This is a genomic window from Pseudomonas sp. CM27 (assembly GCF_013179515.1).
Taxonomy (GTDB): Bacteria; Pseudomonadota; Gammaproteobacteria; order Pseudomonadales; family Pseudomonadaceae; genus Aquipseudomonas.
The window spans coordinates 1-10844 of record NZ_JABMCN010000209.1 but is presented as its reverse complement, the minus strand read 5'-3'; the positions used below and the strand labels follow the sequence as shown (position 1 = coordinate 10844).

At 64.7% G+C, this 10844-nt stretch carries 10 protein-coding genes and 1 pseudogene; 9 read left to right on the top strand and 2 right to left on the bottom strand.

The annotated features are described in order from the left end of the window. Positions 1-763: 1-aminocyclopropane-1-carboxylate deaminase/D-cysteine desulfhydrase (locus HP547_RS22190; protein ID WP_172287435.1), on the top strand; the 763-nt coding region annotated here is incomplete at its 5' end. Here HP547_RS22190 and HP547_RS22185 read toward each other — a convergent pair. Both HP547_RS22185 and HP547_RS22180 read right to left on the bottom strand, forming a co-directional pair. After that, the gene (locus HP547_RS22185; protein ID WP_172287434.1) at positions 754-1299 is read right to left on the bottom strand and encodes a cytochrome b; all 546 of its coding nucleotides are present in this window, start codon (positions 1297-1299) and stop codon (positions 754-756) included. The genes HP547_RS22190 and HP547_RS22185 overlap by 10 nt on opposite strands. Before the next feature lie 223 nt (positions 1300-1522). After that, positions 1523-2545: a DUF1853 family protein gene (locus tag HP547_RS22180; protein ID WP_172218574.1), complete on the bottom strand. Its 1023-nt coding sequence runs from the start codon at positions 2543-2545 to the stop codon at positions 1523-1525. Between HP547_RS22180 and HP547_RS22175 the strand changes: the two genes are divergently transcribed. From HP547_RS22175 to HP547_RS22140, 8 genes and pseudogenes are all read left to right on the top strand, one after another. Then, positions 2544-3434: an NAD(+) kinase gene (locus HP547_RS22175; protein WP_016485536.1), complete on the top strand. Its 891-nt coding sequence runs from the start codon at positions 2544-2546 to the stop codon at positions 3432-3434. The genes HP547_RS22180 and HP547_RS22175 overlap by 2 nt on opposite strands. Continuing rightward, the gene (locus tag HP547_RS22170; protein ID WP_172218573.1) at positions 3434-4405 is read left to right on the top strand and encodes a metallophosphoesterase; all 972 of its coding nucleotides are present in this window, start codon (positions 3434-3436) and stop codon (positions 4403-4405) included. Before HP547_RS22175 ends, HP547_RS22170 begins: the two co-directional genes overlap by 1 nt. Next, a complete protein-coding gene (locus tag HP547_RS22165) occupies positions 4402-5289 on the top strand; it encodes a rhomboid family intramembrane serine protease (RefSeq protein WP_172218571.1) in 888 nt (295 codons plus the stop codon). Before HP547_RS22170 ends, HP547_RS22165 begins: the two co-directional genes overlap by 4 nt. Positions 5290-5302: 13 nt before the next feature. Then, entirely contained in the window at positions 5303-5563 is a 261-nt protein-coding gene (locus HP547_RS22160; RefSeq protein WP_172218569.1) for a YeaC family protein, read from the top strand. Continuing rightward, on the top strand, positions 5560-6390 hold the full coding sequence (locus tag HP547_RS22155; protein WP_172287433.1) for a DUF2797 domain-containing protein: 831 nt from the start codon (positions 5560-5562) through the stop codon (positions 6388-6390). Before HP547_RS22160 ends, HP547_RS22155 begins: the two co-directional genes overlap by 4 nt. Before the next feature lie 13 nt (positions 6391-6403). After that, positions 6404-9061, top strand: coding sequence for an aminopeptidase N (gene pepN, locus HP547_RS22150; RefSeq protein ID WP_172287432.1), 2658 nt, complete (start codon positions 6404-6406; stop codon positions 9059-9061). A 332-nt stretch (positions 9062-9393) separates the two neighbouring features. Next, positions 9394-10419, top strand: coding sequence for a WD40/YVTN/BNR-like repeat-containing protein (locus tag HP547_RS22145; protein ID WP_372242403.1), 1026 nt, complete (start codon positions 9394-9396; stop codon positions 10417-10419). After that, positions 10416-10844, top strand: a pseudogene (locus tag HP547_RS22140) (RND family transporter); the annotation flags it as partial. The gene HP547_RS22145 and the pseudogene HP547_RS22140, both read left to right, overlap by 4 nt.

Genomic DNA, 10844 nt, shown 5'->3' with positions numbered 1-10844 from the left:
CAAGCTTCGCCATCATCTGCAGCAAGCTGGCAACAGCAAAGCCCCGGGCTTGATCAGCCTCGGCGGCAACCATTCCAACCACCTGCACGCGCTTGCCGCCGCCGGCAAGCGCTTCGGCTTTGCCACCGCCGGCCTGCTGCGCGGCCACGCCCAGGACACGCCCACGGTGCGCGACCTGCAGGCGCTGGGCATGGAGCTGCACTGGCTTGGTTATGGCGGCTATCGCGCACGCAACGAACCAGGGTTCTGGGAGCCCTGGCAGGCACACTACCCCGGTTGGCATTGCATCCCCGAAGGCGGCGGCGGGCTGGCCGGTGCCCAAGGCTGTGCACTGATCCTGCAGCAGGCGCGCTCACAAATCGCGACATTGGGCTGGTCGGACTATGACAGCTGGTGGCTGGCTGCCGGTACAGGTACCACCTTGGCCGGGCTGGTAATGGCCGAGGCGGGTGCGCACACCGTGCATGGCGCATTGGCCGTACCCAGGGATCATGGCGTGGCGGAAACGGTGGCGGCACTGGCAGGCGGACAAGGCTACCAGCTGCACGATGCTTGCCGGGGTGGCTTCGGCACGTTCGACGATGAGCTGCTAGCCTTCGTCGCCCACTGCGAGCAGTACACCGGCGTACCTCTCGAAGCACTCTACACTGGCAAGGCGCTGATGGCGCTGCGCGAACAGGTCGAGGCCGGGCTGTTCGCGCCCGGCACTCGCCTGATCTTCGTGCATACCGGTGGCCTGCAGGGTCGGCGCGGCTACTTGTAAGGCAGCATGCGCAGCAGCGTGTTGTCGCGCTGCACATAGTGGTGATACAGCCCTGCCAGTGCATGCAGGCCGATCAGCCAGTAGCCCCAACTGCCGATACGTTCATGCCAGCCTTTGATGAACTTGGCCTGGTCCGGGTCCGCGCCGATCAGGTGCGGCAGCTCCAGGCCGTAGAACGGCACCGGCTTGTCGGCGGCGCTGAGGATCAGCCAGCCGGCCAGCGGCAAGCCGATCATCATCAGGTACAGCGCCAGATGCATCAGGTGCGCCAGGCCGGTCTGCCAGGCCGGTGGCTTGGGCAGGATCGGCGGGGTCGGGCGGCTGAGGCGCACGGCCAGGCGTAGCCAGACCAGCACGAACACGCTGAGCCCGAGCATGAAATGCAGGTCTTTCATCAGGTTGCGTTCAGCGCTGTCCTTGGGGAACAGGCCGCGCAGTTCGATGCAGGCGTAGACGGCTGCCAGCAGCACCAGCATCAGCCAGTGCAGGGCAATCGACAGGCGCGCGTAATGGGTCGCGGGGGTGGATGAAACCATGGTCGTTCCTCGTCATCAGGTCGGGATGGCGCTCTTGTTGGCGCTCAGGTACCACTTTAAGGGTTACCGGGAACAGATCATTGCGCTGGGTCTGTGAAAACTGTGTTGTCTGTGCTGGCCCCATCGCCGGCAAGCCAGCTCCCACAGGTACGGCGTTGAGCCCGAGGCCTGCGCAGTACCTGTGGGAGCTGGCTTGCCGGCGATAGGGCCGGTACAGGCAACATCATGCCTCGGGCAAAAATGGCCAGCTGTCAGCCACCAGAAACACCCGCTCTGCCTCCTGCCAGGTACCGTCGGGATCCGGCTTCAGCCGCACCAGCAACTGCGCCGGCGCCTGCCGTGCCAACACATGCAGCCAGGCCGCAAACTGTTCTGCCTGCCAGCACTCACCCGCTTCTACCCGCGCCGGCGCCAGCCAGGCATGCCTTTGCAGTGGCTGCCAGCGCTCACCCTCAGCCATGACCCAGTCCCGCCGCCGCAGCCAACGCCCGCGCAGATGCTGCGGGTTGGCACCCGCCGGCGGCTCGGCATGTCCGGCCCATGGATAAAACAGGTAGCCGCCCAGCCATGCATGTGCCTGCACCTGGCCAACCCCAAGCCGGGCCAGCAGAACGCGGCTGTGTGCCCCCGCCGACATCGGCAACTGGTGCTTCGCCAGGTGCCCAAGCTTGATCCCCAGCCGGTCATGGCAGCCCGGCCCCAGCCAGGTGCAGGGGTCGTGTCCGGAGCCTTCCGGCCCCAGATACAGCTTGATGGCCAGTTCCAGATGGTGCACCCCGTCGCGGTCGCGCAGCACCACGTCCAGCTCACCCAGGGTGTGCCCGCCGTCGCGGATCGCCAGGTTGGCCGCCAGCAGTTCGATGCCCGGCGCCTGGCCCAGGGCAAACTGCCACAGCCGTTCGTAATAGTGCCCCAGGCGCCCGCTACCCAATTTCGCCAGCCAGTCCTGCAAAGGGCGATCGTCGGCATCCAGCGCTCGCAGCCAGTCTTCAAGCTGGCGCGGTTGATCCGCCCAAAGGCTGCCTGCCAATGGGTGGCGCTGGGGGCAGGGCGGGGCACTGAGCAAGGGCGGCGACAGCAGCGCCCAGGCCAGGTCGCGCACGGCGGGGCGCTGCAGTTGCCGGGGCAGGTCGTCGAGCTGGGCGAATGGCGTCATGCTGCGAGCATAGCCGGTTTGCCGCTGCCCGGTGGTTTCGCCCATAATCGGCGCATCGTCACCCGCCGCAGAGCCTCGCAGGAGCCCCATGGAGCAATTTCGCAATATCGGTATCATCGGTCGCCTTGGCAGCTCGCAGGTGCTCGACACCATTCGCCGACTGAAAAAATTCCTCCTCGACCGCCACTTGCACGTGATCCTCGAGGACACCATCGCCGAAGTGCTGCCCGGTCACGGCCTGCAAACCTCCACCCGCAAGCTGCTGGGTGAAGTCTGCGACCTGGTCATCGTCGTCGGCGGCGACGGCAGCCTGCTGGGCGCTGCGCGCGCCCTGGCCCGGCACAACATTCCGGTGCTGGGTATCAACCGTGGCAACCTGGGCTTCCTTACCGACATCCGCCCCGACGAACTGGAAGAAAAGGTCGCCGAAGTGCTCGACGGCCACTACCTGGTGGAAAACCGCTTCCTGCTGCAGGCCGAGGTGCGTCGCCATCACGAAGCCATCGGCCAGGGCGATGCGCTGAACGATGTGGTGCTGCACCCGGGCAAGTCCACACGCATGATCGAGTTCGAGATCTATATCGACGGCCAGTTCGTCTGCAGCCAGAAGGCCGACGGCCTGATCGTCGCCACCCCCACTGGCTCGACCGCCTATGCGCTGTCGGCTGGCGGCCCGATCATGCACCCCAAGCTCGATGCCATCGTCATCGTGCCGATGTACCCGCACACCTTGTCGGGCCGGCCGATCGTGGTCGACGGCAACAGCGAGCTCAAGATCGTGGTGTCCAAGGACCTGCAGATCTACCCGCAGGTGTCCTGTGACGGCCAGAACCACTTCACCTGCGCTCCCGGCGACACCATCACGGTCAGCAAGAAACCGCAGAAACTGCGGCTGATCCACCCGCTGGACCACAATTACTACGAGGTCTGCCGCACCAAGCTCGGTTGGGGCAGCCGCCTGGGGAGCAGGGACGACTGATGCTCGATCCGGCGCGAAGTTTCGACATCATCGGTGACGTGCACGGCTGTGCACTCACCCTCGAACGCCTGCTCGACGCCCTCGGATACAAGCGTGTAGCCGGCGTATGGCGCCACCCGAGGCGCCAGGCGCTGTTCCTTGGCGACATCGTCGACCGCGGCCCACGCATCCGCGAGGCGCTGCACATCGTCCACGACATGGTCGAGGCGGGGCAGGCGTTCTGCATCATGGGCAACCACGAATACAACGCCCTCGGCTGGGTGACCCCGGCGCTGCCCGGCAGCGGCAAGGAATACGTGCGTGAACATACGCCACGCCATGCCCGGCTGATAGACGAAACCCTCACCCAGTTCGCCCAACACCCGGGCGACTGGCACGACTTCGTCAACTGGTTCTACCAGCTGCCGCTGTTCATCGACGCCGGGCGCTTCCGCCTGGTGCATGCCTGCTGGGACCCACGGCTGATCGAGCCGCTGCGCCAGCAATACCCCGATGGGCGTATCGACCAGCATTTCATCCAGGCCTCGGCGGTAAGCAACAGCTTCGCCGCCACCGTGTGCAACCGCCTGCTGCGCGGCACCGACATGCGCCTGCCCGACGGCCTGACCCTGACCGGCGGCGATGGCCTGACCCGCGCCTTTTTCCGCACCAAGTTCTGGGAAGAAGACCCGCAAACCTACGGCGACATCGTGTTCCAGCCCGATGCCCTGCCCGAAGCGGTGGCCAGTGCACCGCTCAGCCACAGCCAGAAGAACGCCCTGCTGCGCTATGGCGAAGACGAGCCGTTGCTGTTTGTCGGCCACTACTGGCGCAGCGGCCATCCCGCGCCCATCCGCCCCAACCTGGCCTGCCTGGACTACAGCGCCGTGCTCTACGGCAAAATGGTTGCGTACCGGCTGGATGATGAAACCCGCATCGACCCGCACAAGTTCGTCTGGGTCGACGTCGACCGCCCACAGGCCAACCAATGAACATTATCGAAGTGATGCGCCTGCCGCTGTCGGTCGACCTCAGCGGCTTCGTCCACCTGCTGCAGCGCCTGCAGGTGCCGCACCGGGTCAGTGAAGAGGGCGAGGTCCAGGTGCTCTGGGCCCCCGATACCCTGGCCGAAGACGTCCGCGAACTCTACCAGCGCTTCCCGGAGGGTAACGCCGATATCCCGGCAACCGATGACCCCGCAGGAGCGGGTTTACCCGCTAATGGCCCCACGCAACCTTCCCTGGCAGCCCAGGCCAAAGCCTGCAAAATCACCACCCTGACCCTGCTGCTGTGCTTCATCGTCGCCGGCCTGACCAGCCTGGGCGACAACTTCACCACCATCAGCTGGTTCACCTTCCTCGACTTCCGCGTGCAGGGCGACTACCTGTACTTCACCTCGCTGGCACAAAGCCTGGATCAAGGCCAGTGGTGGCGCCTGGTGTCGCCCATGCTGCTGCACTTCGGCGTGCTGCACCTGGCCATGAACAGCCTGTGGTACTGGGAACTGGGCAAACGCATCGAACTGCGCCAGGGCCCGTGGATGCTGCTGGGCCTGACTCTTCTGTTCAGCCTGGTGTCCAACCTGGCCCAGCACTACACCAGCGGGCCGAGCCTGTTCGGTGGCCTGTCCGGCGTGCTGTACGGCCTGCTCGGGCACATCTGGCTATACCAGTGGCTTGCCCCCAACCGTTACTTCAACCTGCCCAAGGGTGTGCTGGTGATGATGCTGATCTGGCTCGTGGTGTGCCTGACCGGCGTGGTCGGCACCCTGGGCCTGGGCCAGATCGCCAACGCCGCGCATGTCGGCGGGTTGCTCATCGGATGCCTGACCGGGCTCTTGGGCGGGGCGCTGGCCCGGCGTAAACTGTCGGCTTGAATCAGGAGACACTATGTCCACTTTCGCGCAAATGATCGAAAACATCACCCCGGATATCTACGAGAGCCTGAAACTGGCCGTGGAAATCGGTAAATGGTCGGATGGCCGCAAGCTCACCGCCGAGCAGAAAGAACTGTCGCTGCAGGCCGTTATTGCCTGGGAGATGAAAAACCTGCCCGAAGACCAGCGCACCGGCTACATGGGCCCGCAGGAATGCGCCTCCAAGTCGGCGCCGATCGCCAATATTCTGTTCAAGTCGGACTCGGTACATTGATCGAACTCGCTCGTGGCTCTTTGAGCAAGATGACGGTAAGCCTGCAGGCACCGGTGGTGCAGTACAGCTTTCGCCTGGATGACACGCAGGTGCCGGTCAACCCGCTGATTGGCCAGCGCCTGCGCCTGGAATACCTCGGCGCCATTCACTGCAGCCATTGCGGCAAGCGCACCAAGACCAGCTTCAGCCAGGGATACTGCTACCCGTGCATGACCAAGCTGGCCCAGTGCGATGTGTGCATCATGGCCCCGGAAAAATGCCACTATGACGCCGGCACCTGCCGCGAACCGTCGTGGGGCGAACAGTTCTGCATGACCGATCACGTGGTCTACCTGGCCAACTCGTCGGGCATCAAGGTCGGCATCACCCGCGCCACCCAGCTGCCCACCCGCTGGCTCGACCAGGGTGCCAGCCAGGCCCTGCCGATCATGCGCGTGGCCACCCGCCAGCAATCCGGGCTGGTCGAGGATATCCTGCGCAGCCAGGTGCCAGACCGCACCAATTGGCGCACGCTGCTCAAGAGCGACGCCGAGGTGCTGGACCTGCCGGCCATCCGCGACCAGATCTTCGATGCCTGCGCCGACGGCCTGCGCGAGCTGCAGGGACGCTTCGGGCTGCAGGCCATCCAGCCGCTGGCCGACGCCGAAGTGGTGCAGATGCGCTACCCGGTCGAGGCCTACCCGACCAAGATCGTCAGCCACAACCTGGACAAGAGCCCAGTGGTTGAAGGTACGCTGATGGGTATCAAGGGCCAGTACCTGATCTTCGATACCGGTGTGATCAATATTCGCAAGTACACGGCCTACCAGTTGGCCGTGCTCCAGTAAAAAGGACCTGCACATGCGTACCGAACAACCGCAAGTGATCTACCTCAAGGACTACCAGGCGCCCGAGTACCTGATCGACGAGACGCACCTGACCTTCGAACTGTTCGAGGACCACACCCTGGTCCATGCGCAACTGGTCATGCGCCGCAACCCCGAGCGCGGGGCCGGCCTGCCGCCACTGGTGCTGGATGGCCAGCAGCTGGAGCTGCAGCGCGCGGCCCTGGATGACCAGGAACTGCAGCCGGGCGACTACCGGCTCGAAGCCGACAGCCTGACCCTGCACCCCAAGGCCGCGAACTTCACCCTCGATACCAGTGTGAAGATCCACCCTGAAAGCAATACCGCGCTGGAAGGCCTGTACAAGTCCGGCAAGATGTTCTGCACCCAGTGTGAGGCCGAGGGCTTCCGCAAGATCACCTACTACCTCGACCGCCCGGACGTGATGAGCACCTTCACCACCACGGTGATCGCCGAGCAGCATCGCTACCCGGTCCTGCTGTCGAACGGCAACCCGACGGGCAGCGGGCCGGCCGAGGATGGCCGCCACTGGGCAACCTGGGAAGACCCGTTCAAGAAGCCAGCCTACCTGTTCGCGCTGGTGGCCGGTGACCTGTGGTGCGTCGAGGACAACTTCACGCGTCAGTCAGGCCGTGATGTGATGCTGCGCATCTACGTCGAGCCCGAGAACCTCGACAAGTGCGACCACGCGATGGTCAGCCTTAAGAAGTCCATGCGCTGGGACGAAGAAGTCTATGGCCGTGAGTACGACCTGGACATCTTCATGATCGTCGCGGTCAATGACTTCAACATGGGCGCCATGGAAAACAAGGGCCTGAACATCTTCAACTCCAGCTGTGTGCTGGCCCGCGCCGAAACCGCTACCGATGCCGCGCACCAGCGCGTCGAAGGTGTGGTCGCGCACGAGTACTTCCACAACTGGTCGGGTAACCGCGTTACTTGCCGCGACTGGTTCCAGCTGTCGCTGAAGGAAGGCTTCACGGTGTTCCGCGATGCCGAGTTCAGCGCCGACATGAACTCGCGCACGGTCAAGCGGATCGAGGACGTGGCCTACCTGCGCACCCATCAGTTTGCCGAAGACGCCGGCCCCATGGCCCACCCGGTGCGCCCGGACAGCTTCATCGAGATCTCCAACTTCTACACCCTGACCGTGTACGAGAAGGGCGCCGAAGTGGTGCGCATGGTACGTACCCTGCTGGGTGCCGATGGCTTCCGCAAGGGCAGCGACCTGTACTTTGAGCGCCACGATGGCCAGGCGGTGACCACCGACGACTTCATCAAGGCCATGGAAGACGCCAATGGCGTCGACTTCACCCAGTTCAAGCGCTGGTACAGCCAGGCTGGCACCCCCCGCCTGGACGTCAGTGAAGCCTATGATGCCGCCGCGCAGACCTACAGCCTGACCTTCCGCCAGAGCTGCCCGCAGACTCCGGACAAGGCGCAGAAGCTGCCGTTCGTGATTCCCGTGGAACTGGGTCTGCTGGATGCCGCAGGCAATGACCTGCCGCTGCAACTGGCTGGCGAAACCGCTGCCCAGGGTAGCAGCCGCGTGCTGTCGGTGACCGAGGCCGAGCAGACCTTCACCTTCCAGGGCCTCAAGGCCAGGCCGCTGCCGTCGCTGCTGCGCGGCTTCAGCGCCCCGGTCAAGCTCAGCTTCCCTTACGACCGCGATCAGCTGATGTTCCTGATGCAGCATGACAGCGACGGTTTCAACCGCTGGGAAGCGGGCCAACAGCTGTCGGTGCAGGTGTTGCAGGAACTGATCGGCCAGCACCAGCGCGGTGAAGCGCTGCAGCTCGACCAGCGGCTGATCAAGGCCTTGGGCACTGTGCTGGGCAATGAATCGCTGGACCCGGCCATGGTCGCGGAAATGCTCTCGCTGCCGGGTGAGGCCTACCTGACCGAAATCAGCCAGGTGGCCGACGTGGATGCCATCCACAATGCCCGCGAGTTCGCCCGCAAGCAGATCGCCGCACAGTTGTTCGACGCCCTGTGGGCGCGCTATCAGGCCCACCGTGAGGTGTCGCGCGGCACTGCCTACGTGGCCTCGGCCGAGCACTTCGCCCGCCGCAGCCTGCAGAACATCGCGCTGTCGTACCTGATGCAGAGCGGCAAGCCGCAGGTGCTGGAGGCGACCCTGGAGCAGTTCGAGCACTGCGACAACATGACCGAGCGCCTTACCGCGCTGGCGGTGCTGGTCAACTCGCCGTTCGAAGCCGAGCGGGCCAAGGCGCTGGAAGCCTTTGCCGAGCACTTCAAGGACAACCCGCTGGTGATGGACCAGTGGTTCAGCGTGCAGGCGGCCAGCACGCTGCCGGGCGGGCTGGCGCGGGTCAAGGCGCTGATGCAGCACCCGGCGTTCACCCTGAAGAACCCGAACAAGGTGCGTGCGCTGGTCGGTGCGTTTGCCGGGCAGAACCTGGTCAACTTCCATGCGGCGGATGGCTCGGGGTATCGCTTCCTGGCCGACCTGGTGATCGAGCTGAATGCGCTGAACCCGCAGATTGCCTCGCGTCAACTGGCGCCGCTGACCCGCTGGCGCAAGTATGACGCTGCGCGTCAGGGCCTGATGAAAGGCGAGCTGGAGCGGATTCTCGCGTCTGGCGAGCTGTCCAGCGATGTCTATGAAGTGGTGAGCAAGAGCCTGGCGTAAGCCTGCTAGAAACCGGGGCTGCTGTGCAGCCCATCGCCGGCAAGCGCGGCTCCCACAAGATAATCACAAGCGCCGAAGGTTGTGATAGTCCTGTGGGAGCCCACAAGATAATCACAGGCTTGAAGGTTGTGGTATTCCTGTGGGAGCCGCGCTTGCCGGCGATGGGCCGCGCAGCGGCCCCGGTTTTTTCCGGTTAACAAAACATAACGTCCCGCGCGTTGTAATCGCGCAACCTTCCCCGATACGATCCCCCCAAGCCTCTAACACAGGCTTTTCACAGCACAGACCCAACAAGAACAACACAACAGGGGATGGTCATGAAGCAGCGGGTGATGACGCAGACCAGGCGTGGTGCCTGGCCATTGGCCGCCAGCGCAGTGCTGGCGCTGGCATTGGGGGTATGGGCCGACAGTGCCCAGGCCGCCGCAGCCGACGAATACTCCACCGAATCGGCCAAGGCCAGCCAAAGCCTGCTGATCGGCGCCACCCATGCCGGCAAACGCCTGGTGGTGGTGGGGGATCGCGGCCACATCCTGTTCTCCGATGACCAGGGCAGCACCTGGACCCAGGCCCGGGTACCCACCCGGCAACTGCTCACCGCCGTGTTCTTTTTCGACGACAAGCGCGGTTGGGCGGTCGGCCATGACGCGCAAATCCTCGCCAGCAGCGACGGTGGCGCCACCTGGAGCAAGCAGTTCGAAGACCTTGCCCGCGAAGCACCCTTGCTCGACATCACCTTCCTTGACGCCCAGCACGGTTTTGCCGTGGGTGCCTACGGCGCCTTGCTGGAAACCACTGACGGCGGCCAGCACTGGCAGGACGCGGCCGAGCGCCTGGACAACCCCGACCAGCTGCACCTCAACGGCATCGCCCGGGTGCGTGACGCCGGGCTGTTCATCGTTGGCGAACAGGGTGGCATGTTCCGCTCCGCCGACAACGGTCAGACCTGGGCCAAGGTCCAGGGTCCCTACGAGGGCTCGCTGTTCGGCGTGATCGGCACTGCCCAGGCACACACCCTGCTGGCCTACGGCCTGCGCGGCAACCTGTTCCGTTCCACCGACTTCGGCGACAGCTGGCAGCCTATCGAGCTGAAGGCCGCGCGCGGCGCGCTCGAATTCGGCCTGGCAAGCGCTACGCTTCTCGATAATGGCAACCTGGTGCTGGTCGGCAATGGCGGCAGCGTGCTGCGCAGCAGCGACGACGGCCACACCTTCAGCGTCTACAACCGCGCCGACCGCATTGCCCTGGCCGGCGTCAGCGGCCTGGCCGACGGTGGCCTGCTGCTGGTGGGACAGGGTGGTGTACACCTGGCCAGCGCCGAAGGTGCGGACCAGCCTGCCGCGCAGGTGCGTCCATGACCAGCAGGGAGAGCATCAGCATGCAGCCGCACCACCAGGACAAGGCCACACTGCTCGAACGCCTGATCTTCAACAACCGCCCCGTGGTCATCGCCCTGTGCGTGCTGGTCAGCATTTTCCTGTTCTGGCAGGCCACGCAGATTCGCCCCTCCACCAGCTTCGAGAAGATGATCCCGCTGCAGCACCCGTTCATCGAGCAGATGATGGAGCACCGCAACGACCTGGCCAACCTTGGCAACACCGTGCGCATCTCGGTGGAAGCGGTGAATGGCGACATCTTCGACAAGGACTACATGGAGACCCTGCGGCAGATCCATGACGAGGTGTTCTACATACCGGGCGTCGACCGCGCCGGGCTGAAGTCACTGTGGAGCCCCAGCGTGCGCTGGAGCGAGGTCACCGAAGAGGGCTTTTCCGGTGGCGAG

Excerpts from the sequence above, each read along its gene's own strand:
- HP547_RS22185 (WP_172287434.1), bottom strand. The coding sequence starts at position 1,299 with ATGGTTTCATCCACCCCCGCGACCCATTACGCGCGCCTGTCGATTGCC.
- HP547_RS22175 (WP_016485536.1), top strand. The coding sequence starts at position 2,544 with ATGGAGCAATTTCGCAATATCGGTATCATCGGTCGCCTTGGCAGCTCG.
- HP547_RS22180 (WP_172218574.1), bottom strand. The coding sequence starts at position 2,545 with ATGGGGCTCCTGCGAGGCTCTGCGGCGGGTGACGATGCGCCGATTATG.
- HP547_RS22170 (WP_172218573.1), top strand. The coding sequence starts at position 3,434 with ATGCTCGATCCGGCGCGAAGTTTCGACATCATCGGTGACGTGCACGGC.
- HP547_RS22165 (WP_172218571.1), top strand. The coding sequence starts at position 4,402 with ATGAACATTATCGAAGTGATGCGCCTGCCGCTGTCGGTCGACCTCAGC.
- HP547_RS22160 (WP_172218569.1), top strand. The coding sequence starts at position 5,303 with ATGTCCACTTTCGCGCAAATGATCGAAAACATCACCCCGGATATCTAC.
- pepN (WP_172287432.1), top strand. The coding sequence starts at position 6,404 with ATGCGTACCGAACAACCGCAAGTGATCTACCTCAAGGACTACCAGGCG.
- HP547_RS22145 (WP_372242403.1), top strand. The coding sequence starts at position 9,394 with ATGACGCAGACCAGGCGTGGTGCCTGGCCATTGGCCGCCAGCGCAGTG.